Origin of the sequence: Pseudomonas sp. RA_5y_Pfl1_P24 (assembly GCF_963970945.1) — a bacterium.
In the GTDB taxonomy this organism is placed as follows: domain Bacteria; phylum Pseudomonadota; class Gammaproteobacteria; order Pseudomonadales; family Pseudomonadaceae; genus Aquipseudomonas; species Aquipseudomonas tritici.
Genome location: NZ_CAXAOJ010000009.1, coordinates 246,610 through 270,177, shown reverse-complemented (window position 1 = coordinate 270,177; position 23,568 = coordinate 246,610). Strand labels below are relative to the sequence as shown.

At 62.2% G+C, this 23,568-nt stretch carries 22 protein-coding genes; 13 read left to right on the top strand and 9 right to left on the bottom strand.

Annotated features, from left to right (window positions below; all coding sequences use genetic code 11):
* The first annotated feature begins 25 nt into the window (after positions 1-25).
* Positions 26-1,129: a polyamine ABC transporter substrate-binding protein gene (locus AACY30_RS17695; protein ID WP_339468863.1), complete on the top strand. Its 1,104-nt coding sequence runs from the start codon at positions 26-28 to the stop codon at positions 1,127-1,129.
* A gap of 42 nt (positions 1,130-1,171) precedes the next feature.
* On the top strand, positions 1,172-1,651 hold the full coding sequence (locus AACY30_RS17690) for a DUF3237 domain-containing protein (protein ID WP_339468862.1): 480 nt from the start codon (positions 1,172-1,174) through the stop codon (positions 1,649-1,651).
* Between the two features lie 19 nt (positions 1,652-1,670).
* Here AACY30_RS17690 and AACY30_RS17685 read toward each other — a convergent pair whose 3' ends face one another.
* Together AACY30_RS17685 and AACY30_RS17680 are read right to left on the bottom strand one after the other, a co-directional pair.
* Positions 1,671-2,282 (bottom strand): TetR/AcrR family transcriptional regulator, encoded by a 612-nt coding sequence (locus tag AACY30_RS17685; protein WP_339419463.1) that lies wholly within the window; start codon positions 2,280-2,282, stop codon positions 1,671-1,673.
* A 98-nt stretch (positions 2,283-2,380) separates the two neighbouring features.
* Positions 2,381-4,135, bottom strand: coding sequence for a sigma 54-interacting transcriptional regulator (locus tag AACY30_RS17680; RefSeq protein WP_339540834.1), 1,755 nt, complete (start codon positions 4,133-4,135; stop codon positions 2,381-2,383).
* A 271-nt stretch (positions 4,136-4,406) separates the two neighbouring features.
* Between AACY30_RS17680 and AACY30_RS17675 the strand changes: the two genes are divergently transcribed.
* From AACY30_RS17675 to AACY30_RS17665, 3 genes are all read left to right on the top strand, one after another.
* A complete protein-coding gene (locus AACY30_RS17675; protein ID WP_339540833.1) occupies positions 4,407-5,882 on the top strand; it encodes a benzaldehyde dehydrogenase in 1,476 nt (491 codons plus the stop codon).
* Positions 5,883-5,939: 57 nt separating this feature from the next.
* Positions 5,940-6,707: a coniferyl-alcohol dehydrogenase gene (locus tag AACY30_RS17670; RefSeq protein ID WP_339419458.1), complete on the top strand. Its 768-nt coding sequence runs from the start codon at positions 5,940-5,942 to the stop codon at positions 6,705-6,707.
* An 81-nt stretch (positions 6,708-6,788) separates the two neighbouring features.
* The gene (locus AACY30_RS17665) at positions 6,789-7,736 is read left to right on the top strand and encodes a SphA family protein (RefSeq protein WP_339540832.1); all 948 of its coding nucleotides are present in this window, start codon (positions 6,789-6,791) and stop codon (positions 7,734-7,736) included.
* Here the strand turns inward: AACY30_RS17665 and mhpT are convergent.
* On the bottom strand, positions 7,714-8,922 hold the full coding sequence (gene mhpT / locus AACY30_RS17660; RefSeq protein WP_339540831.1) for a 3-(3-hydroxy-phenyl)propionate transporter MhpT: 1,209 nt from the start codon (positions 8,920-8,922) through the stop codon (positions 7,714-7,716). The two genes, AACY30_RS17665 and mhpT, sit on opposite strands and share 23 nt — an antisense overlap.
* A gap of 305 nt (positions 8,923-9,227) precedes the next feature.
* Here mhpT and AACY30_RS17655 point away from each other — a divergent pair, with 305 nt between their 5' ends.
* Complete coding sequence (locus tag AACY30_RS17655; protein WP_339540830.1) at positions 9,228-10,553, top strand: OprD family porin; 1,326 nt, start codon at positions 9,228-9,230, stop codon at positions 10,551-10,553.
* 5 nt (positions 10,554-10,558) lie between these two features.
* Here AACY30_RS17655 and AACY30_RS17650 read toward each other — a convergent pair whose 3' ends face one another.
* Complete coding sequence (locus AACY30_RS17650; protein WP_339468858.1) at positions 10,559-11,047, bottom strand: MarR family winged helix-turn-helix transcriptional regulator; 489 nt, start codon at positions 11,045-11,047, stop codon at positions 10,559-10,561.
* A gap of 213 nt (positions 11,048-11,260) precedes the next feature.
* Between AACY30_RS17650 and AACY30_RS17645 the strand changes: the two genes are divergently transcribed.
* The 6 genes from AACY30_RS17645 to AACY30_RS17620 all read left to right on the top strand — a co-directional run bounded on the left by AACY30_RS17645 (position 11,261) and on the right by AACY30_RS17620 (position 19,325).
* The gene (locus AACY30_RS17645) at positions 11,261-12,091 is read left to right on the top strand and encodes a p-hydroxycinnamoyl CoA hydratase/lyase (protein WP_010567568.1); all 831 of its coding nucleotides are present in this window, start codon (positions 11,261-11,263) and stop codon (positions 12,089-12,091) included.
* A gap of 76 nt (positions 12,092-12,167) precedes the next feature.
* Positions 12,168-13,616 carry an aldehyde dehydrogenase gene (locus tag AACY30_RS17640; protein ID WP_339468857.1) on the top strand — a complete coding sequence of 483 codons (1,449 nt, stop codon included), beginning with the start codon at positions 12,168-12,170 and terminating at the stop codon, positions 13,614-13,616.
* A gap of 62 nt (positions 13,617-13,678) precedes the next feature.
* Positions 13,679-15,553 (top strand): feruloyl-CoA synthase, encoded by a 1,875-nt coding sequence (locus tag AACY30_RS17635; protein WP_339468855.1) that lies wholly within the window; start codon positions 13,679-13,681, stop codon positions 15,551-15,553.
* Positions 15,550-16,785: a thiolase family protein gene (locus AACY30_RS17630; protein ID WP_339540829.1), complete on the top strand. Its 1,236-nt coding sequence runs from the start codon at positions 15,550-15,552 to the stop codon at positions 16,783-16,785. The genes AACY30_RS17635 and AACY30_RS17630 overlap by 4 nt, the downstream gene beginning before the upstream one ends.
* A 28-nt stretch (positions 16,786-16,813) precedes the next feature.
* Positions 16,814-18,556: an acyl-CoA dehydrogenase gene (locus AACY30_RS17625; protein WP_339540828.1), complete on the top strand. Its 1,743-nt coding sequence runs from the start codon at positions 16,814-16,816 to the stop codon at positions 18,554-18,556.
* Between the two features lie 55 nt (positions 18,557-18,611).
* Complete coding sequence (locus AACY30_RS17620) at positions 18,612-19,325, top strand: GntR family transcriptional regulator (protein WP_339468852.1); 714 nt, start codon at positions 18,612-18,614, stop codon at positions 19,323-19,325.
* Positions 19,326-19,331: 6 nt separating this feature from the next.
* Here AACY30_RS17620 and AACY30_RS17615 read toward each other — a convergent pair whose 3' ends face one another.
* The 3 genes from AACY30_RS17615 to AACY30_RS17605 form a co-directional block, all read right to left on the bottom strand.
* Positions 19,332-20,282 carry a PDR/VanB family oxidoreductase gene (locus tag AACY30_RS17615; RefSeq protein WP_339540827.1) on the bottom strand — a complete coding sequence of 317 codons (951 nt, stop codon included), beginning with the start codon at positions 20,280-20,282 and terminating at the stop codon, positions 19,332-19,334.
* Positions 20,283-20,310: 28 nt separating this feature from the next.
* Entirely contained in the window at positions 20,311-21,369 is a 1,059-nt protein-coding gene (locus AACY30_RS17610; protein WP_339540826.1) for an aromatic ring-hydroxylating dioxygenase subunit alpha, read from the bottom strand.
* Positions 21,370-21,658: 289 nt separating this feature from the next.
* Positions 21,659-22,093, bottom strand: a complete 435-nt coding sequence (locus tag AACY30_RS17605; RefSeq protein WP_339540825.1) for a DUF2169 domain-containing protein — start codon at positions 22,091-22,093, stop codon at positions 21,659-21,661.
* Positions 22,094-22,147: 54 nt separating this feature from the next.
* Between AACY30_RS17605 and AACY30_RS17600 the strand changes: the two genes are divergently transcribed.
* Entirely contained in the window at positions 22,148-22,414 is a 267-nt protein-coding gene (locus AACY30_RS17600; protein ID WP_339540824.1) for a hypothetical protein, read from the top strand.
* A 242-nt stretch (positions 22,415-22,656) separates the two neighbouring features.
* On the opposite strand, the gene AACY30_RS17595 is transcribed toward AACY30_RS17600, so the two are convergent.
* Positions 22,657-23,112, bottom strand: coding sequence for a YeeE/YedE family protein (locus AACY30_RS17595; protein WP_339468847.1), 456 nt, complete (start codon positions 23,110-23,112; stop codon positions 22,657-22,659).
* A gap of 2 nt (positions 23,113-23,114) precedes the next feature.
* Positions 23,115-23,549 carry a YeeE/YedE family protein gene (locus tag AACY30_RS17590; protein ID WP_339540823.1) on the bottom strand — a complete coding sequence of 145 codons (435 nt, stop codon included), beginning with the start codon at positions 23,547-23,549 and terminating at the stop codon, positions 23,115-23,117.
* Between the last annotated feature and the right edge of the window lie 19 nt (positions 23,550-23,568).

Genomic DNA, 23,568 nt, shown 5'->3' with positions numbered 1-23,568 from the left:
GCGGCCGCGCTGGAGTGTTTTGATCATGAACAGATTTTTGCGTAACACCGTGCTGGGCACTGTCGCCTCGTTGCTCATCAGTGGTGTTTGCCTGGCTGAAGAACGAACCGTACGGATCTACAACTGGATCGAATACCTGCCACCCGAAGTGCTCAAGAGCTTCCAGGAGGAAACCGGCATTCGCCCGATTTACGATGTGTTCGATAGCGTCGAAACCATGGAGTCCAAGCTGCTGACGGGCAACTCCGGGTATGATGTGGTGTTTCCCGGCTCCGCCAACCTGGGACGCTTGATCACGGCCGGTGCCGTGCAGCCGCTGGACCGCAAGCAGTTGCCGAACTGGCAGCACCTGGACCCGCAATTCATGCAAACCCTGGAAACCGCAGGTGACTCAGGCAATCGCTACGCCGCACCTTACCTGTGGGGCACCACGCTGATCGGCTACAACGTCGACAAGGTGCGCAAAGCCCTGGGCCCCGACGTGCAGATGAACAGCTGGGACATCATCTTCAAGGAAGAAAACCTCGCCAAGCTCGCCAGTTGTGGCGTGGGTTTCCTCGACGCCGGCAACGAGATCCTGCCGATTGCCTTGCACTATAAGGGCCTCGATCCTAATAGCCAGAAGCGTGAGGACTATGTGCAAGCCCAGGCCGTGATGATGAAGATTCGCCCTTACGTCAGTTACTTCAACTCGTCGCGCTACGGCATGGACCTGGCCAACGGTGATATCTGTGTGGGCGTGGGTTGGTCCGGCGGTATCGCACTGGCCACACGACTGGCAGATGCCGCTGGCAAGGGCGTCAAGGTCGAGATGGCACTGCCCAAGGAAGGCGCGCCCATGTGGTCGGACGTGATGATGATCCCGGCGAAGGCCCCCGATCTGGAGGAGGCCCATGCGTTCATCAATTACATCCTGCGCCCGGACGTGATTGCGCGCATCAGCAACAAGATCGGCTACCCCAACCCGAACAAGGACGCCACCGCGCTGGTGGCCGCCAGCATCCGTAACGACCCCAACATGTATGTGCCGGACGAAGCGCGCAAGACCCTGTTTGCCCTGGAGCCGATTCCGGCCGCCGTGGAGCGCATCCGTACCCGCACGTGGACCGCCATCAAGAGCAACCGCTGATCAGTGTGGCCCGGTGCGTGCGCGCCGGGCTTGGAGCTTGCCATGACTGAACGGATGGACATTGCCCCGAACTTGCAGCGGGTGCTGACCCTTCGCGTCGCGATAGGGCCAGGTGTGATGCTGGGCGACAGCGTTGAAGGTCTGCGCTGTAACTACCCGATTCTGGGCGGGGATTTCGATGGAGTCGGCATCAGCGGCCAGGTCCTGGCGGGCGGAGAAGATTGTTTTCTTTTGCGCCAGGATGGTATCGGTCAACTGGATGCCCGCTACAGCGTTAGGACCGACGAAGGCGAGGTGATCAACATCCGTAACCGGGGTGTGCTGAGCATGACTGAGTACGGGCGCCAGCTGGAGCGCGATGGTCAGTGGCCGATTCCTGAGACGGAGTACCGCTGCACCTGCACCCCGGTGTTCCAGGTGCCCAGGGGGCGGTTGGACTGGCTCACCCGATCAAGTTTTATCGGCCTGGTGCATTATCCGTGCGCCGACCAGGTGATGATTCGTTGCTATCGCTTTTACTGAGGCCCGACCCCAGAAGCTGTCAGGCCTGCATGCCGTAGAACAGCAGCTCGGTGATACGCCTGACCTGGGTTGAGTGCGCGTCGATATCCGGGTGTTCCTGGTTCACCAGTCTGAACAGTTGCAGGTGCGAGTAGTCATTCAAGAGGAACGCGGCCAACTCCACATCGAGTTGCGGGCGCAGCTTGCCGGCCCGTTGCAATTCCCGAAGCAGTTCGCTGATTTCGGCCCTGAGCGCATCGTTCATGGCCCGATAACCCGCGGGCAGTTCGTTGCTGCCACCGAACAGGATCAGCGGCAGCAGTTCACGCCACAGGCTGGGGTGCATGACTTCCAGGGCATAGCCCGTGAGCAGGCGTTCCAAGTGGCAGAGCGCTTCGACCGGGTCGTCTATTTTGTGGATCAGGCTGCGGGTGTCGGTGATCGCGCGTTGATCGGCGTGGTGCAGGATCTCCAAGATGATTTCCTGCTTGTTGCCGAAGTACTTGAACACCGTCGGCGGCGACACCCCGGCCTGGCTGGCGATCTGTTCGATGGTGGTGTTCTGGAAACCCTGGCGCTCAAACAGTTCGATCGCGGCTTTACTGATAGCTTGCCGGCGCTCGGCTTTCTGACGTTCACGCAGTCCGCTCACAGGAGATCCTTGTCACGAATTAAAAGAGGGGCGCGTGTTGGCCCCAGACCCCTGCAAAATACTTAATTGGGTAAAGCTTTTAAAGCACTCATTGCCATTCAAGGGGTTTGCCGCTGATGCTTCTTCATACGGTAAGCAAATTGAGCCCGGCTGAGCCCCACGAGCCTGGCGGCCGCGGCCAGGTTGCCGGCGCTTTGTTGCAACGCTTCATTGATCAGGCGCGATTCAAGGCCTTCGATGGAAAACCCCTGGTCCAACTGGTCGAGGGTATCCAGCAGCGTCGAGCGGGGCGCCTGCCCGGTATTTGACAGGCTGCCTTGGTCGTCCAGGCCATAGGGCTCGGCGGGCATCGGTTCGTTGCGAAACAGATGCCCCAAGTCAATGGCTTGGCCTTCGTCGCTGGCGATCAGGCCGCGTTCGATGAGGTTTTGCAGCTCGCGCACATTGCCCGCGAAGTCGTAGCGCAGCAATGTCTTCAGGGCGCGCATGGTCAGGCCTGCCGGGGTCCGGGCGTAGTCTTGGCAGAAGCGCGTCAGGAACGCATTAATCAGCAGCGGGATGTCGTCCCGGCGTTCACGCAGCGGGGGCAGGGCGATGGGGTATACGTTCAGCCGGTAGAACAGGTCTTCGCGAAAGCTCCCGTCTGCCACGGCTTTACGCAGGTCGATATTGGTGGCGGCGACCACGCGCACATCCACCTTGATCCCGCGCACCCCGCCGACCCGTTCGATTTCCCGTTCCTGCAAGGCTCGCAGCAACTTGCTTTGCCCGGGCAGGCTGAGGCTGGTGATTTCATCCAGGAACAAGGTGCCACCCTGGGCCCGTTCGAATCGCCCGGGGCGCGAGTGCGTCGCGCCGGTATAGGCGCCGCGTTCGACACCGAAGAGTTCGGCCTCCACGAGGTTATCCGGGATGGCGGCACAATTGAGTGCCACAAACGGGCTGTCATGGCGACGACTGAGCTGGTGCAGCTGGCGCGCAAACATCTCCTTGCCCACGCCGGACTCACCGCTGATCAGCACCGTCGCGGGCGTCAGTGCAACCCTTTGCAGCGCTTGCATCGCCGCGTTGAACGCGGCACTGGCGCCCACCAACGGTTGGGGCTGGCGGGTTCCGCCACTGCTGCCCACGGGGCCTGCGAGCGTGGGGGCGGCAGGGCCGGTGACGGCCTGGGACACATTCAGGTAGCGCAGGTCCTGCTCGACATCACCCCATTGCTCGGCCGTCTTGCCAATCACGCGGCAACGGCGATGGCCCATGCCACGGCATTCCACTTCGCGGAAAATCACCATTTGCCCGAAGAGGCCACTGACGAAGCCGATGGCGTAGCCGGTTTCAGTCCAGCACACCGGGTCCTGGCCGATGCCGTAGGCCCCTACATGTTCATCGGCTTCGCACGAGTGGTGCCAGAGAAATTCCCCTTCATAGAACCCTGAGTCGGCATCGAACTTGAAGTGCAGCGGTTCGACCTTGGTCATGCCTTCCAGGGTGTGCAGGTGTGTGCCGGCGCGAAACACAGCGGCGGCATCGGCCTGCGGCCAACGCTCGCGGATCAAGCGCGCATCCCGGGCGCCGGAGGCATAACCGGTGCGGGTGAACAGACCCCGAGCCTGGTCCAGTCCCAGGCGCTCGATGACCTCGGCGCGCAGGGCGCCGAACGACGAACTGTGCAGCAACAACATGCGTTGATCGTTGAGCCAGATGCGCCCATCTTCAGGGGAAAAGAACAGGCAGTCGGCCAGTTCCGCCGTGGTGGGCGAGCTGCTGTCACTGAGTTGGCGACTGTCGCCACGCGGAGGGTAGGGCGCGGTGGCCACCCGGTCGTCGGGCAGCGCGCTGTGGGGATTAGTCATTGTTATGCCCCTGCAAAGCGAGTGATCGATATGAGCAATTGCTCAGATAGTTATAAAACATAACCTTATCAATTGAACAAGTGGCAGAACCCGGGTTTTTTGCGGGCGATCGCCCCAGGCGTGTGAACGCTTCGTGGCAGGCCTCGACCCAGAGCCTTCGCCGGTTTATATGCGCGTCGTTGCGTGCAAGCGGCACAGCCTTTGCTCAAGGCTTGATGCGGCGTTTGCACCTTGTGCAGACGATGACAATTACAAGAACCGGGAGTTGCCAATGTCAGTGTCTGAAACCACCCCCTTTCTACAGCGGGCCATCGCGTCCGCATGCCTGTTCAACGGCGATTGGATTCCCGCTTCGGGATCTGTGATTGACGTGATTGAACCCGCCACCGGCGAACCCCTGATGCGCTGCGCCATGGCCAACCCGGCCGACATCGCCATCGCCTGCCGCAGCGCGGCCCTGGCGCAGCCGGCCTGGGCTGCACTCGGCCCACGGGAACGCGCCGAGGTGTTTCGCAGGGCGGCGGACCTGGCCCAGCGGTCCTTCGCCGAACTGGCGCTGTACGTCGCCCGGGAAACCGGGGGCGCGTTATTCAAGGGCGAACACGAAGTGCGCGAAGCGATTGTGCTGCTGCATCAGGCGGCGGGGCTGTTGTCCCAACCTCACGGGGTGGTGCTGCCCAGTGCAGCAGGCCGACTGTCCTATGCCCGGCGCCAGCCCCACGGCGTGGTCGGGGTGATTTCACCGTTCAACTTTCCGCTGGTGCTGTCGCTGCGTTCAGTGGCCCCGGCGCTGGCGGCGGGCAATGCAGTGGTGCTCAAACCCGACCCGCAGACCCCGGTCAGCGGAGGGTTTCTCATTGCCCGGCTGTTCGAAGAGGCGGGCTTGCCCAAGGGCCTGTTGCAGGTGTTGCCCGGCGCGGCGCCAGCGGGGGAAGCGCTGTGCCGCGATCCTAATGTGCGGATGATTGCGTTCACCGGGTCCACTGCGGCGGGGCGCAAAGTTGCTGAAGTGGCCGGGCGACAGCTGAAAAAAGTCGCGCTGGAACTGGGCGGCAAAAACCCGCTGATCATTCTCGAAGACGCCGACCTCGATCTGGCCGCGAGCAATGCTGCGTGGGGCGCCTGGCTGCATCAGGGGCAAATTTGCATGGCGACCGGGCTGATTCTCGTGCATGAATCCATCGCCGAAAGCCTCACCCGCAAGCTGGTGGACAAGGCCCGGGCGCTCACCGTGGGCAATGCCGCCCGCGGTGAAGCCGCGCTCGGCCCATTGATCAACCAACGGCAATTGCAGCGCGTGCACGAGATCGTCAGCGACAGCCTGCAAGCGGGCGCGCGGTTGGAGGCGGGCGGCGACTATGACCGCTTGTTCTACCAGCCCACTGTGCTCAGTGGCGTGCGTCCGGGCATGCGCGCGTTTGAGGATGAAATCTTCGGCCCGGTGGCCACGGTGGTCAGTTTTGCCACGGACGAGGAGGCCATCGAGCTGGCCAACCGCACCGAGTACGGCCTCTCGGCCGCGATCATCTCACCGTCGGTCGGGCGTGCCATGGCCATCGGCGAGCGGCTTGACTGCGGCCTGCTGCACATCAATGACCAGACCGTCGCCGACGAATGCATCAACCCCTTTGGTGGGCGCGGCGCTTCCGGCAATGGCGGCAGCGTAGGCGGGCCGGCCGACTGGGACGAGTACAGCCAGTGGCAGTGGGTCACGGTGAAAAACACTCCACCTGCCTATCCGTTCTGAGTCCTGGCTCATCGTTTTGATCCACCCATGCCTATACAAAAATAAGAGGGCTTGAACATGAACCTGCACAACAAAACCCTGATCGTCACCGGTGTCGCTTCCGGCATTGGTGCCGAGTTGGCGCGCCTCGCGCGTTTCCAGGGCGCCACGGTGATCGGCGTTGATCGCCATGAACCGCAACTGACCCTGGATGGCTTCTTCCAGGCTGACCTGGGCGATCCGGCCAGCATCGATGCCCTGGTGGCACGCCTGCCATCGCGGGTCGACGGGCTGTGTAACATCGCCGGGGTGCCCGGTACGGCGCCCGTGCAAGCGGTGGCCACGGTCAATTATCTGGGGCTGCGGCACCTGACTCAATCGTTGCTGCCACGCATGCCGGCGGGCGGCAGCATCGTCAATGTTGCCTCGGTGCTCGGCGCGCAATGGCCGCAACGGCTGGCGCTGCACAAGGCCCTGGCCGAGACGCCCAGCTTCGAGGCCGGGCAGCAGTGGCTGGCGGCCAATCCGGTGGAGCCGGCCAGCTGTTATCAGTACTTCAAGGAAGCGCTGATCGTGTGGAGCTTCCAACAATCCCAGGGCTGGTTTCGCGATCACTCGGTGCGTATCAACTGCGTGGCGCCGGGGCCGGTGTTTACCCCGATTCTCGGCGATTTCGTCAGCATGCTCGGGCCGCAGCGGGTGGCCGAGGACAGCCAGCGCATGACCCGTCCAGCCCTGGCCGATGAGGTGGCGGCGGTGATTGCCTTCCTCTGCTCGGACGCCGCGCGCTGGGTCAGCGGGGTCAATCTGCCGGTGGACGGCGGGTTGGCGGCGACCTACGTGTAGGGGTTGCACCAGCGGTAAACCCCGGCGCGGATCCACCGTGCCGGGCGTCTTGAACAACAACAAAAATACAGGACATACAAGATGCTCAAGCCTATCTTGCGGACGGTTGCGGCCACGACTTTTGTCGCACTGTCACCGATTGCACACGCTTACGACCTGCCCGGACTCAACCTCGGCAGCACCAGTTTCTACGACGGCTCACCGGCCCCGGCCGGCCCGGGCTGGTACCTGGAGGAATACCTGACGTACTCCCGGGCCAGCCGCTTCAATGATGCCAACGGCAACAAGCTGGCGCTGCCCAAGCAGGACGTGGAAGTGGTGGCGCCTACCACGCAGATCATCTACGTCGGCCAACCCCTGGCCAATGGCGTGATGCCCGGATTCACCCTGATCAACACCTCGCTGGCCCATGTGAATGTCGACGATGGGTTGAACAATGCGGCGCTGAGTTCCCGTGCTGGCTTCGGTGACCTGACTGTCGGTGCCTTCCTGCAACTGCCAACCCTGAACCGCGCTGATGGCAGCCCGCTGTTGACCCAGCGTGTCGAGGCTGATGTCTCGATCCCGGTGGGGGCCTATGACCGCAATCGCTCGATCAACCCCGGCAGCAACTTCTGGTCATTCAACCCGTATTACGCGGCGACGTACTGGTTCAGCCCGAAATGGTCGGCGAGCGGACGCTTCATGTACCTGTGGAATGGCAAGAATGATGATCCGCAGGCAGGCTTTGGGGATGTTTCCGATACCCAGGCCGGCCAGGCATTGCATGCCAACCTGACGCTGCAATATGCCTTGAGCCAGCAACTGAGCGTGGGGGTGAACGGCTACTGGTTGAAGCAGATCACCGACACCAAGGTCGATGGGCGCGCCGTGAGCGGGCGTCGTGAGAAGGTCTGGGCCATGGGCCCAGGCCTGGTCTATGCGTTCAGCAAGGAAGACGTGCTATCGGTAAACGCCTACTTTGAACAGCAGGCGGAGAACCGCACCGAGGGCAACAAAATGGTGCTCAATTGGCTGCATAAGTTCTAGTGGGCGCCGTACGCACCATCACGCTGATGATGGTGAGTGCGGCAATCACCACCCCGGGTGACGTCGCCAGCAGTACCCCCGCGGTGCCGGCGCCGGCGGCGAGCAGTTGCCCGGCCGCCAGCGGCCCGGCCACCGAACCCAGGCGGCCGACGGCCACCGCGGCACCGACACCGGTGGCGCGCACCGAGGTTGGGTAGGAGGGCGGTGCCGACGCATACAGCACCAACTGCGCGGCCATGACGAACAGGCCGGCGGCAAAACCGGCGATGGCCATGGGCACGATGCCCACCGACAACCCGACCCCTGCCAATGCCGCCAGCAACCCGGCATACACCGACAGCACCACTTTGAGGGCATTGCAGCGGTCCAGCAACACGCCGCCGAGCAGCGAACCGAGGGCGCCGCCGATATTGAAGAGCATCTGCACCATGCCCGCCTGGGGTTTGCTGAAACCCTGTTCCAGCAACAGCGACGGCAGCCAGTTAAGCAGCATGTACATCACGGTCAGGGTGAAGAAGTAGCTGAGCCACAAGGCCAGTGTGGTGCGGGCGCGGCCTTCGCCGAACAGCGCCTGGCCGGTGGAGGGGCGGGCGCCGTGCGTGTGGTCGAGTTGTTGGCGAAAGGCGCTGGATTCAGGCAGCAGCAGGATCATCAACGGCACGGCCAGCAAGGGCGCCAGGCCGCCGATGATAAACGTGGTCTGCCAGTGCTCACTGGAAAACATCGCCACTACCGCGGCCAATGCTCCCCCCAGCGGCACCCCGCAGTACATCACGCTGATGGCCGTGCCACGGTTGCGCTCGGTCACCGCTTCGGCGCACAGGGCGATCAGGTTGGGCAACGCGGCGCCCAGGCCCAGGCCGGTGAGGAAACGCACCAGCAACAAGCTTGAGTAGCTGTCGACAAAGGCGGTGCTCAGGGAAAACAGCCCGAACAGCAGCACCGCGCTGACCAGGATTTTCTTGCGCCCGATCCGGTCGGCAACCCAGCCGCCGAAGAACGCCCCCGGCAGCAGCCCGATGATTCCGACGCTGAACACCCAGCCGAGCATCTTCGGATCCAGGGCGAAGGTTTGACGTAACCCCGCAGCGGCGGTGCCGGCGGCTTGCAGATCGAACCCTTCGATCAGCGCAACGATAAAGCACAACGCAATAGTCAGCGTCGAACGACGCGATGGACTGTTCATGGCAAACCTCATTGTTGTTTTTGTTGTGGTGGCCAGCTTGAGTGGCTGCTGGATATTAAGATAACAAATATAACTAAAAAATGAATCGCGGAATAAAGTCTGCAAAAAAGCAGAATAAAGCCATTTAATTCAATCAATTGAGATATGGATGTGGGCTTGGCCAAAAAATAGATAGTTTTATTAATGTTCGATTATCGGTCATGTGTGGTTGACGAGTGCCGTCGGCTGTTTCCATTCTTGGCTCGCGAGGCTGACAAGGCCGAGCGTGTGCCAACCCAAAAAAACAACAAAAATGGACATCGAACATGCCAGAACTCCCTATGGAGGACGCCGCTGCAGCGGCGTCTGTCTCCTGTGTGTCGAACAACACTCCACGCCGGCTGATGGCTTTGCTGGCCTTGAGCGTGCTGCCCGGTTCGCTGTGGGCTGCAGGCTTTATCGACGACAGCCACGGCACCCTGACCTTGCGCAATTACTACCTGGACCGTGACTACAAGGACGACGGTGCGAAGACCGCCGCGCGGGAATGGGCCCAGGCATTCATCCTCAACCTGGAATCGGGTTACACCCCTGGCCCAGTGGGCTTTGGCCTGGATGTACGCGGGTTAATGGGGGTCAAGCTCGACTCTTCGCCGGACCGCAGCGGTACCGAGTTGTTGCCGGTGTCGGCGAGCGACAAACGCGCCGCCGACGAGTACTCGCGCCTGGCCCCAACCGCCAAGCTGCGGTTTGCGCAAACCACGGTCAAGGCCGGCGATGTGTCGATCTTCCTGCCGTTTGCCTTTGCCAGTCCGTCGCGGCTGCTGCCGCAAACGTTTCGCGGCACCACGTTGAGCTCCAAGAACATCGATGGCCTGACACTCAACACTGGCTATATCGATCGCATCAACAAACGCGACTCCACCGACTACCAATCCATGACTGTCGCCTCACCCAACCGGCGTTTCAACGCCACCGCCACCACGTCGCACCTGGCTTACGTGGGCGGTGATTACCAGGTCAATAAAGATTTCAGCCTGCGCGCCTACCATTCGCAGATCGCGGACCTCTACCAGCAGGACACCCTGGCGCTGCTGCACAACCTGCCGGTAGGCGATGGCGTGCTTACCAGCGACCTGCGCAGTTTTTTCAGCCGTGAGGATGGCAGTGCCAAGGCGGGCAACGTCGATAACCGCAACCTCTCGGCCTTGTTTGGCTACCGCCTGGGCGGCCATCGCGTCAGCCTTGGCTACATGCACTCAAGCGGGGAGACGGCCACGCCCTATATCTCGGGAACAGAGTTGATGGGCATGAGCGAACTGACCATGAGTTCAGACTTTCTCAACGCCAAGGAGCGCACCTGGCAAGCCATCTACGACTATGACTTCGCCGCATCGGGTGTGCCGGGGCTGAAGGCTCGGCTGCGGTATGTGCGTGGCGACCATATCGAACTGGCGGCTTTGAATGCCGAGGATCGCAAGGAGCGCGAGTTCCAGATGGAACTGGGGTATGTGATTCAGAGCGGCCCGTTTAAGGACGTCGGGTTTATGGCGCGCAAGTCGATCTACCGCAATGACTTCCCGAGCGGCGCGGCTTTTCGCGATGAAAACCAGACCCGTTTCCTGGTGCTCTACACCGTGGCGCTCTGGTAAGCCGATCAGTCCTGATAGACCTTCTTCAGCAAGCGCAGCAGCGCTTCACGCTCCTGGCCGTCGAGGGCGGCGGTGGCGTCCAGGTCGCTCTGTGCGGCGATTGCCTTGAGCTCTTTGAGCAGGGCTTCGCCGGTCTTGCTGAGGAAGATCCCGTAGGAGCGCTTGTCCGGCTTGCAGCGTACCCGCACGGCAAGGGCGCGGCTTTCCAGCTTGTTCAGCAACGGCACCACCTGGGGTGGCTCGATGGCCAGGGCACGTGCCAGGTCGGCCTGCATCATCCCGGGGTTCTGCTCGATGATCGCCAGGGCCGAGAACTGCGCAGGGCGCAGGTCGTGGTCCGATAACCGACCGATCAGGTTCTGGAACAGCTTGAGCTGGGCGCGGCGCATGGCGTAACCGATCAGATCGTCCAGGGCTGAATCCAGCGGCGGCCGTCCCTCATCGTTGTCGGGCAGGCCCTGGCTGGCGGTGGCGATGTTGGAAGGCTTGGCCATTGGCAGTGCAATCCTCAGAAGGTGGAGGTTAAGAAGGCTATCTAGTTTGCCGGTATTGGCGGGCTATGGCTACGCCGGGTTTTTACGGCGCCTGCAATGTAAGGGGTTTAATCACGTGAAATATTGGTTATTCAAATTAATAGTTAATTGACATAACTATATTTGCGGTTTAATTTCGAATCATCTTCACACCCAGAACAAGAGCGTACCGCCATGAGCAATTACGAAGGCCGTTGGACCACTGTCAAGGTTGAGATCGAAGAAGGCATTGCCTGGGTCATTCTCAATCGTCCGGAAAAACGCAACGCCATGAGTCCGACCCTGAACCGGGAAATGATCGACGTCCTGGAAACCCTGGAGCAGGACCCTGCCGCCGGCGTGCTGGTACTGACCGGCGCCGGGGAAGCCTGGACCGCCGGCATGGACCTCAAGGAATACTTTCGCGAGGTGGATGCCGGCCCGGAAATCCTCCAGGAAAAAATCCGCCGCGAAGCCTCGCAATGGCAATGGAAACTGCTGCGCATGTACGCCAAGCCGACCATCGCCATGGTCAATGGCTGGTGCTTCGGCGGTGGCTTCAGCCCGCTGGTGGCCTGTGACCTGGCAATCTGCGCCGACGAAGCGACCTTCGGCCTCTCGGAAATCAACTGGGGTATCCCGCCGGGCAACCTGGTGAGCAAGGCCATGGCCGATACCGTGGGCCATCGTCAATCGCTGTACTACATCATGACCGGCAAGACCTTTGGCGGGCAGAAAGCCGCCGAAATGGGCCTGGTCAACGAAAGCGTGCCGCTGGCTCAACTGCGCGAAGTGACCATCGAGCTGGCGCGTAACCTGCTGGAGAAAAACCCGGTGGTGCTGCGTGCCGCCAAGCATGGCTTCAAGCGTTGCCGCGAACTGACCTGGGAGCAGAACGAGGATTACCTCTACGCCAAGCTCGATCAGTCGCGCCTGCTCGACACCGAAGGCGGTCGCGAGCAGGGCATGAAGCAGTTCCTCGACGACAAGAGCATCAAGCCTGGCCTGCAGGCGTATAAACGCTGAAGGGCGCGGCCGCCTGGCCGCGCCGTTGTACTCTGCTTGAACGTATTCCCGATAAAGACAATAAAGAGGAATCACCATGCTGGACGTGCCCCTGTTGATCGGCGGCCAGTCGTGCCACGCCCGTGACGGTCGAACCTTCGAACGTCGCAACCCGGTGACCGGTGAAGTGGTCTCTCGGGTGGCCGCCGCGACCCTGGAAGATGCCGACGCCGCCGTCGCCGCCGCTCACGCCGCGTTCCCCGCGTGGGCGGCGCTGGCGCCCAACGAACGCCGCACCCGCTTGCTCAACGCTGCCGAGCAATTGCAGGCGCGCAGCAGCGAATTCATCGCTGCCGCCGGCGAGACCGGCGCCATGCCCAACTGGTATGGCTTCAATGTGCGCCTGGCGGCCAATATGCTGCGCGAAGCGGCGTCGATGACCACCCAGATCACGGGGGAGGTGATCCCCTCCGATGTCCCCGGCAGTTTCGCCATGGCCTTGCGTCAACCTTGCGGTGTGGTGCTGGGCATCGCGCCGTGGAACGCTCCGGTCATCCTCGCCACTCGCGCCATCGCCATGCCGCTGGCCTGCGGTAATACCGTGGTGCTCAAGGCCTCGGAATTAAGCCCGGCGGTGCACCGCCTGATGGGCCAGGTATTGCAAGACGCAGGCCTGGGCGATGGTGTGGTCAATGTCATCAGCAATGCCCCGGCGGATGCCGCCGCGATTGTCGAGCGGCTGATCGCCAACCCGGCGGTGCGGCGGGTCAACTTCACCGGCTCGACCCATGTCGGGCGCATTGTCGGCGAGCTCTCGGCGCGTCACCTCAAGCCGGCGTTGCTGGAACTGGGTGGCAAGGCGCCGTTGCTGGTGCTCGACGATGCCGATCTTGACGCTGCTGTGGCGGCGGCGGCTTTTGGCGCCTATTTCAACCAGGGCCAGATTTGCATGTCCACCGAACGCCTGATCGTCGATGCCAAGGTCGCCGATGCGTTCAGCGCCAAGCTGGCGGCCAAGGTTGCGACCCTGCGTGCGGGTGATCCAGCGGCGGCTGATTCGGTGCTGGGTTCCCTGGTGGACGCCAGCGCCGGCACACGCATCAAGGCCCTGATCGACGATGCTCTGGCCAAGGGCGCGCGGCTGGTGGTAGGCGGCCAACTGGAGGGCAGCATCCTGCAGCCGACCCTGATCGATGGTGTCACCGAACAGATGCGCTTGTACCGCGAAGAGTCCTTTGGACCGGTGGCCGTACTGCTGCGTGGTGAGGGTGATGAAGCCTTGTTGCGCCTGGCCAACGATTCCGAGTTCGGCCTGTCGGCGGCGATCTTCAGTCGAGACACCGGGCGCGCGCTGGCGCTGGCGCAGCGGGTCGAGTCGGGTATTTGCCATATCAACGGCCCGACGGTGCATGACGAGGCGCAGATGCCGTTTGGTGGGGTCAAGTCCAGTGGGTACGGCAGCTTTGGTGGCAAGGCGTCCATTGAGCACTTCACGCAATTGCGCTGGGTGACCTTGCAGAACGGGCCACGGCATTACCCGATCTGAGCAGGCGCCGCGACATAACAATAACAAGGCGGCTGTGATCCGCCTTGCTGGAGGACATCCTTGTGAGTTCCGAATTTCGACCGCAACCCCAGCCCGTACCGCGATACCGCGAGGTCTCCATCGGCCACGCACCGGTGGCGGTCACTGAAGAGCAGGGCGTGTTGCACATGCGCTCCCTGGAACCCCTGGCCGAGTTGCCGGCGCGCTTGCTCGATCGCCTGGTGCATTGGGCGCGGGTGCGGCCCGAGCAGACGTTTATCGCGGCACGCCAGGCCGGCGGTGATTGGCGCCGTGTCAGCTACCGCGAGATGCTCGACAGCGTGCGCGCGATTGCCCAGGGCCTGCTGAGTTACGGGCTGTCGGCGGACAAGCCGCTGGCCTTGCTGTCGGGCAACGACATCGAGCATTTGCAGGTCGCCCTCGGCGCTATGTACGCCGGCATTCCCTACTGCCCGGTATCGCCCGCGTACTCGTTGTTGTCCCAGGATTTCGCCAAGCTGCGGCATGTCTGCGACTTGCTGCAACCCGGGCTGGTGTTCGTCAGTGATGCGCCGGCCTACCAGCGTGCGATCGACGCCGTATTGCCGGCCGAAACCCCGCTGATCTGCGTGCGCGGCCAAGTGCCCGGGCGCAGCCAAATAAGCTTCGCCAGCCTGCTGCACACACCGGGTGGCGCAGAGGCTGAAGCGGCGTTCAAGGCCACCGGGCCTGACAGCATCGCCAAGTTTCTCTTCACCTCGGGCTCGACCAAATTGCCCAAGGCCGTGGTCACCACCCAGCGCATGCTCTGCGCCAACCAGCAGATGCTGTTGCAGACGTTTCCGGTGTTCGGTGAGGAGCCGCCGGTGCTGGTGGACTGGCTGCCGTGGAACCATACGTTTGGCGGTAGCCATAACGTCGGCATCGTGCTCTACAACGGCGGCACCTTTTACCTCGACGACGGCAAACCCACGGTCCAAGGCTTTGCCGAGACCCTGCGCAACCTCAAGGAGGTTTCGCCCACGGCCTATTTAACGGTACCCAAGGGCTGGGAAGAATTGGTCAACGCCCTGGAACAGGACGCCGAGTTGCGCGAGCGTTTTTTTGCGCGCATGAAACTGTTCTTCTTCGCCGCCGCCGGCCTTTCCCAACGTATCTGGGATCGCCTCGACCGCGTGGCCGAACAGCACTGTGGTGAACGCATCCGCATGATGGCCGGGCTGGGCATGACCGAAGCCGCACCGTCCTGCACGTTCACCACCGGGCCGTTGTCCATGGCCGGTTATATCGGTTTGCCCGCGCCGGGCTGCGAGGTGCGCCTGGTGCCGGTGGATGGCAAGTTCGAAGGACGCTTTCGCGGGCCGCATATCATGCCGGGGTATTGGCGGGCGCCCCAGCAAACCGCCGAGGTGTTCGACGAGCAGGGGTTCTACTGTTCAGGAGATGCGATCAAGCTCGCCGACCCTCAGCAGCCGCAACTGGGCCTGATGTTCGATGGGCGGATTGCCGAGGATTTCAAGCTCTCTTCCGGGGTGTTTGTCAGCGTTGGTCCGTTGCGCAATCGCGCGGTGCTCGACGGCTCGCCCTATGTGCAGGACCTGGTGATTGCCGCCCCCGACCGCGAGTGCCTCGCAGCACTGGTGTTCCCCAGGCTCCACGAATGCCGTCGGCTAGCGGGCCTGGACGCCGACGCCAGCGACGCCCAAGTGCTGGGCAGCGCGCCGGTGCGCCAGTGGTTCGGCGACTGGTTGCAACGCCTCAATCGTGAGGCCACCGGCAATGCCAGTCGCCTGGAATGGATTGCCCTGCTCGACGAGCCGGCGTCCATCGATCGTGGGGAAATCACCGACAAAGGTTCGATCAACCAGCGGGCGGTACTGCAATGGCGCGCCGCCAAGGTCGAGGCGTTGTATCGCGGCGAAGACACCACGCTGTTGCGTGCCGAGCCCAAGCCTTGAACGGGCAGTATTCGGCATTTGCCGATGTGGCGATTTTCGAGGCCGTGCGCACCCCCTGGATTGACCTGGGTGGAGCACTGTCTCAGGTCTCACCCATTGACCTGGGGATCAAGGTTGGCCGTGAAGTACTGGCCCGGGCGGGTATTGAGCCGCAGGCAGTGGACAGCGTACTGGCCGGCTCCATGGCCCAGGCCAGCTTCGATGCCTACTTGCTGCCACGGCATATCGGCTTGTACAGCGGTGTGGCGCAAGCGGTACCGGCACTGGGGGTGCAGCGCATCTGCGCCACCGGTTTCGAGTTGTTGCGCCAGGCCGCTGTGCAACTGCGGGATGGCGTGCAACTGGCCTTGTGTGTGGCCAGTGAATCCATGTCGCGCAACCCGATTGCGGCCTACACCCATCGGGATGGGTTTCGACTCGGCGGCGAGGTGCAATTTAAGGATTTTCTCTGGGAGGCCCTTTATGACCCGGCCCCTGGCCTGGACATGATCGCCACCGCCGATAACCTGGCGCGCCGTTATGGCCTGAGCCGCAAGTCCGTGGACCGCCACGCCTGTGACAGCCATCAGCGAGCGTTGCAGGCGCAGCGTGACGACGCGTGGGCGGAAGAAATCGTCACGGTCGACAACCAGGTGTTCGAGCTTGAGGGGTATCAGCCCAGGGGCATCAGCCTGGCGCGTCGGGCCAGTGCCGTCAGCACGGACAGCCACCCACGTCCCACCGACCTTGAAGCCCTGACACGCTTGCGCGCCGTGCACCCTGGCGGTGTACAAACCGCCGGCAACAGTTGCGCCGTGGTCGATGGCGCAGCCGCCGCACTGGTGGGGCGCGCCTCGGCCTGCACGCGTCCGGCCCTGGCGCGTCTGTTGGCCAGCGCGGTGGTCGGTGTGGCCCCCGAGTTCATGGGCATCGGCCCGGCACCGGCGATCCGCCTGCTGCTGCAACGCAGCGGGTTGAACCTGGGTGACATCGGCCGCTTCGAGATCAACGAAGCCCAGGCCGCCCAGGTACTGGCGGTGGCCTATGAACTGGAGCTGGACAGCACCCGCCTCAACGTCCAGGGCGGCTCGCTTGCGCTGGGGCATCCACTGGCTGCCACCGGCCTGCGCCTGGTGATGACCCTGGCCCGACAACTGCGCCAGCACAACCTGCGCTATGGGATTGCCGCAGCGTGCGTGGGCGGCGGGCAGGGCATGGCGTTGCTGATCGAGAACCCTGTCTACCGCGCTTGATTGTTTTTTTAGTCGATGAGGTGTCCCGATGTGGAGCTACGAGGCGCCTTTGCGCGATATGCAATTTGTCTTTGAACACTGGTTGCAGGCGCCCGAAACCTGGCAGCGCCACCCGGCGTTCGCGGCCCTGGACCTGCCGCTGGCGCTACAGGTGCTGGAGGAGGCGGCACGCTTCAGTCAGGGCGTATTGGCACCGTTGAACAGCAGCGGTGATCGCCAGGGCTGCCGCTGGCAGGCGGGCCGGGTCAGCACCCCGGACGGCTTCGTCGAGGCCTATCGCGCCTATGTCGACGGTGGCTGGCCGGCGCTGGCGTGCGCTGAGGAGCAGGGCGGGCAGGGCTTGCCGCAACTACTCGATGCGGCGCTGCAAGAGATGCTCTACGCCAGCAACCACGCCTGGGCCATGTACACCGGGATCGCCCATGGCGCCTACCTGTGCCTCAAGACCCACGCCGCTCCCTGGCTGCAGGCACGCTACCTGCCCGAGATTGTCAGTGGCCAGGCCTTGCCCACCATGTGCCTGACCGAGCCTCAGGCCGGCAGCGATGTCGGCTTGCTGCGCTGTCGCGCGCAGCCCCAGGCGGATGGCAGTTATCGCCTCAGCGGCAGCAAGCTGTTTATCTCCGGCGGTGAGCACGACCTCACGGCCAATATCCTGCACCTGGTGCTGGCGCGTTTGCCCAATGCGCCGCCGGGCAGTCGCGGCCTTTCACTGTTCCTGGTGCCCAAGCAACTGGACGACGGCCGTGCCAATGGCGTGCACTGCGACGGCATCGAACACAAGATGGGCATCAAGGGCAGCGCCACCTGCTCCCTGGTATTCGACGCCGCCCAGGGCTGGCTGATCGGCGAGGCCAATCAGGGCCTCGCGGCGATGTTCGTGATGATGAATTCGGCGCGCCTGCATGTCGGCCTGCAAGGCCTGGGTCATGTCGAGGCAGCTTGGCAGAATGCTCGGCAGTACGCCGCCGAGCGTGTGCAGATGCGTGCACCGTCAAGGCCCGAAGGCGTGGCGGCCCAGGCCGCTGACCCGATCCGTTATCACCCGGCCATGCGCCGCGTGTTGCTGGAGCTGCGCACCACCAGCGAGGGTATGCGCGCCATCGGCTATTGGGCGGCGCACCTGCTTGATCAGGCCGAGCATGGCCAGGACTTGTCGGCCGCCCGTTTGGCGCCTTTGCTGACACCCATCATCAAGGCGTTTTTCACCGAACAGGGCTTTCGCCAGGCGAGCAATGCGTTGCAGGTGTTTGGCGGTTACGGCTACGTCACCGAGTTCGCCATCGAGCAAACCCTGCGGGACAGCCGCATCGCGATGATCTACGAGGGCAGTAACGAGATCCAGGCGAATGACTTGTTGCTGCGCAAAGTGCTGGGGGATGAAGGTCGAGCCTTTGGCCTGCTGCTGGCCGAGTTGCGTGCCGAGGCCGGGCAGGGCTTGCAGTATGTCGAGTGTGCAGGGTTCTCCCGTGCATTGGGCAGTCTGTGCGACTCGCTGGCCGGTGTGGTGACTGCCCTGCGTGAACGCTCGCAGGAAGACAGTGAATACCCCTATCGGGCTGCGCCGGATTTCCTCCAGCTATGTGGCGTGGCGTTACTGGCCTTTGCCTGGGCGCGGGCTGCGCGTGTCTCCAGGGCATTGCCCGAAGACGATCCGTTGCGTGCTGCCAAGCTGCACAGCGCCGGGTTCTTTTTCGATTACCTGCCGTCGCGGCTGGCGCACCACCTGGGTGCCATAGAGGGTGCCCGCGCCGCGCTGGCGTTCGTCTGACGGGATCGGATGCTTGCGGTACTATGGCCGGCCATGTTTTCTGGAAGTTGCCTGGATGAGTAAGCCCGGTCAATTGGTGCTGGTTGCACTGCGCAAGATGATTGCCAGCGGGGAGTTGGTGGCGGGGGAGCGCCTGATGGAAATCCCTACGGCGCAACGTTTTGGAGTGTCGCGCATGCCGGTGCGCATGGCATTTCGTACCCTTGAGCAGGAAGGGCTGCTGGTGCCGTTTGGCGGGCGCGGCTATCAGGTGCGCTCGGTCAGCCCCAGTGACATTGCTGGCGCCGTCGAAGTGCGCGGTGTGCTGGAAGGCCTGGCTGCGCGGCAAGCCGCCGAGCATGGCCTGTCGGATGCGGCGCGTGCGGCGCTGGAGCGCTGCCTGGTGGAAGGCGACCAACTGTTCGACAAAGGCTACGTGACTGAAGATGACCTTGAGGTTTACCACGACCTGAACATGCGCTTTCACCAGGTCATCGTCGAAGGCAGCCACAACCCGGCGATCGCGGATGCGCTGGCTCGCAATGATCACCTGCCATTCGCATCGGTGACCGCGCTGGCGGTGGATCGCGAGGACATGGCCCGTGAATACCGGCGCTTCAACTATGCCCACATGCAGCACCATTCGGTGTTTGACGCCCTGGTCAATCGCCAGGGCGCGCGCGCCGAAGCCATCATGCGCGAGCACGCCAATGCGACGTTGCGTTATGCCGAGATCTTCAGTTCAGCCACCGCCGACGCGCGCATGAAGGTGATTTTGCCCGCGTCGTGACACCTGTCAGATATCGAGCACCAGCAGCGGGGTCCTCGAGCGTGAACAGCAGGGCGTGAACTGATCATTCAGCGCCTGTTCCTGCTCGGTGAGGAACAGGTCGCGGTGCTCAGGTATGCCCTCCAGCACACGGGTCAGGCAGGTGCCGCAAATCCCCTGTTCGCAGGACACGGCAATCTCGATACCGTGGCTTTCCAGGACCTGGACTACGGTCTTTTCGGCGGGGATTTCGAAGACCTGGCCGCTGCTGCCGAGCTTCACCGAAAAGCTCCCGTCGAGGCTGTTATCCACCGGTGCCGCGCTAAAGTATTCGCGGTGCAGGCAGTCCTCCTGCCAGCCCTGTGCGCGTGCGCTGTCGAGTACATGCTGCATGAACCCGCCAGGGCCGCAGACATACAGGTGCACATCGTCTGCGGCCCCGGCCAGCACCTCGGCAGCATTCAAGGCCGTGTGCGGCTGCTCATCGAAATGCAGGAACACCCGCTCGGCAAACGGCGACGCCTTGAGCCGCTGCACAAACGCCGCTCGCTCACTGGCGCGGGCGCAGTAGTGCAGTTCGAAGTCGGCCCCCGCATGGGCCAGGCGCTCGGCCATGCACAGGATCGGGGTGATGCCGATGCCGCCGGCGAACAACAGGCTACGGCGTGCTTCATGGGCCAGGGAGAACAGATTGCGTGGTTCGCTGATCGTCAGGCGGGTGCCCTCGTGTACTTTCTCGTGCAAGCTGCGCGAGCCGCCGCGAGAAGCCGGGTCGTTGAGTACGCCGATCAGATAGCGATGACGCTCCTCGGGGTGATTGCACAGCGAATACTGGCGCACCAGCCCATCCGGCAGATGCACGTCAATGTGCGCGCCGGCACTGAAGGCTGGCAGCGGCTGGCCATCGACCCTGGCCAGTTCATAGCTGCAAATGTCCTGGGTTTCGTTATTACGGGATACCACCACCACATCGATCATGTTCGGTCCTCGCAGAGTGTCGCGCCGTTCAGGCGGTGGTGGTCGTGATCAGTTGCGGTTCGAGGGCGCGTTCCTTGGCAATCAGTCGCTCAAGGATCTTGCGCGACTGCACGCCGCCAGCATCGATATTCAACTTGAGCAGGTTGCGTTGCGGGTGGGCCAGCAGGTTCTGCTGCTGACGTTCGAGCATCTCCAGGTCTTCGCTGAAAATCTTCCCCTGGCCCTCGCGAATGCTGGCGGTCAGCGCTTCATCGTGAGGGTTGAAGTTGCGCGCCATGCCCCAGAAATACCAGATTGATGTCTCGGTTTGCGGGGTGATGAAGTCGACCACGATGCTTGCAGCCTTGTGTTCGGGCGCTGCGTGGTAGCCGCCCTTGCCGGCGTGGGCCACGCCGACTTCGATCAGCACATGGCTGGGCGGGGTGAAGCGACAGATCTGCCAGCGGTCCACCGGCACGTCCTCGGCAAGGTTGTTGCCGCGCAGGGCCATGCGCCAGAACGGCGGAGCCATGATGTTTTCCATGTGCCGGGCGGTAACGACTTCGTCGCCTTCAACCGTGGTGACGGGTGGGGCTTGATCGATTTCCTTTTGGCCGATGCTGGAGGCGTGGACGTAGGTTTCGTGGGTCAGGTCCATCAGGTTGTCGATCATCAAGCGGTAATCGCACTGGATATCAAAGAGCCCGCCGCCGTAGGCCCACTGATCGCTCACGGCCCATTCAAGATGATGAATCAGCGCGGGGTCCGCCTGGGCCTGATCGCCGGGCCACACCCAGATGAAGCCGTAGCGTTCCACCACCGCAAATGTCTTGTTGCACGGAAAACCGCGCACCCGCTGGCCCGGCATTTCCACCGTCTTGCCGTCGCTCCCCATGACCAGGCCGTGATACCCACAGACCAGGTTGCCGTTTTCGACATAGCCCAGCGAGAGCGGCGCGCCACGATGGGGGCAGAAATCCTCGACAGCCACGACGCCTTCCAGGCCCCGATAAAACACCATTTTTTCACCGCAGATCTGCCGACCCAGAGGTTTTTGAGCGATTTCATCGGGTGTGCAGGCGACATACCAAGTGTTCTTGGGGTACATAGCAACTCTCCAGGCGAGGTATTATTCTTATTTAGTGGATCCATTAAATTTCTGGATCTGCTTTGAGTCAATATGTAAATCAGTAATTTCAGGTTATTTTGGGCGATTATCGACAAAATATATTTTAATGGATCCATTGAGTTGGAGTGGTTTCGTGCGCCGATGGCAGAAGCGAAAGGCCTGCCCGCTGATTTGATTTGCTCATTAAATCCGACCTCACTAGCGAGTCTCCACCGACTTCAGTTAGGTGTAATCATCAATGAATGCTCTGCCAAACCCGCGACCCACTTTAACGAAAACGCCGATCAGAAATGGTCGGCGTTTTTGTTTGTGCATTTTTATATTCGTCGCTGTGCGTAGGGTAATCAGCATCCGGCGGCAACCCTGGCGAACGCTCCCGCGTCCAGGTTTCGTCATAGGCTGCGGCGAGCGGCAAACGTGGCGCCCAGGCGCGGCTCACAACGCCAAATCCGGGCGGTTGGTTTTTGTAGTAGGCCGCGTTCTGCGCTATGCCGTTGGCATCGAGTTCGCCGTCGTGATGGTTGGCCCGATCGAGGCACCACACCGGTTTGTCGATGGGCTCGATCTCTGGCCCTCGAAGATCCCCCAGTTGGAACGCATATTGAAGCGAGCCAGGGTCTTGTACGCCTTTGTCGAACGGCGGGTCGAGTAGCAGAATGGCCCGAATTTCAGGTTTTACCAGATAACGGTCAAGCGCCTGCATTGCCAAGCACTGGCGTTTTAGCGAACCAACGCCGGACAGGACTGACCCGCTGTCATGCAGGCGGCGATGATTCTGATGTTCTTCTCGAACAACGCGTGGAACGTGATGCTCTCCATCACTGGCGTGATGATATTGCCGGCCTACATCGGCGCCACGGGCTTCTTGTGGAAAATCATCGCGAATGGCAGTTACCCGACGACCGCAAAGGTCGGTAAAACCACGGCGTTGGTTAACAGTGTGTTGGGTACGGTCTATGGGTGTTGGCTTGTTTATGCCGCTGGCCTTGAATACATGCTCGCCGGCGCCATGTTCTTTGCATAGGCAACGGGGTGTTTACCTGGGCACGCAAAGAGCACTCGCCGACTGAGCCTGTGTTCAAAAGGCTCGAGATGATTGTTGCCGTGCTGCTTGTCGTCCTTGGCGTATTAGCGCTGTGGATGCTTTTCAGCGGCCACCTGGCACAGGTCTATTCTCGCGTTCCCGGTTGAACTGTTGTGACGATTCATTCGGCGCAGAGGCCTTGATCGAAGCACAGTCGAGGTCGACAGACAGCGATTTGTGATTCAGTTGGCTTTATCTACGCTGGCGCTGATCGACGCTCCACGACGTCTGCGTCGCTCGAGCCATTCAAAGAGTCCCATGCCGGCTAACATGGCGATGACAAAAACCACACCTTCAGGAATGCCCGAGCCTAGCAGCACCAAGGCCGGCCCCGGACAAATACCCGCCACGCCCCAACCGACGCCGAACAGAAGGCTACCCATGACCAGGCGCCGATCAATATTTCGAGCGGTGGGCAGGTTCATCGGCAGCCCCAGCAGCGATCGGGTTCGCGTTCTTGCGAATTTGAAACCGACTGCCGCCACCGCAATGGCGCCGCCCATGACAAAGGCCAGTGAGGGATCCCAGCGTCCGCTCACGTCGAGGAAACCTATGACTTTGGCCGGGTTTGTCATTCCGGAAACCAGCAAGCCGATGCCGAACACCAAACCGGCAACCCACGCATAAAAAAGCGGCATGTTCAAAGGCCTCCCAGGAGATGGCCAACGACATAAACGGTGATGAAACCCGCGCTCATGAACACGAGTGTGGCGACCACGGAGCGCGGGGATAAACGCGACAGGCCACACACACCGTGACCACTGGTGCACCCAGTCCCATAGCGCGTGCCAATACCGACCAGCAGGCCGGCAAGGATCACGAGTGGATAACCGGCGTCGATCTGCACCGCAGGCAATGGCGCGATAAGTTGGTAAGCCACGGGTGCCATCAGCAGCCCCAGCACAAATGCCGTTCGCCAGGCCACGTCCCCGGTCACCGGGCGTAGCAGGCCGCCGACGATGCCGCTGATGCCGGCGATGCGACCGTTGAACAGTATCAACAGCACGGCGCCCGAGCCGATCAATAGGCCACCGACCCATGCACTCAGCGGCGTGAAGTGGCTCATATCGATCATAGCGATTTCCTTTCAGGGC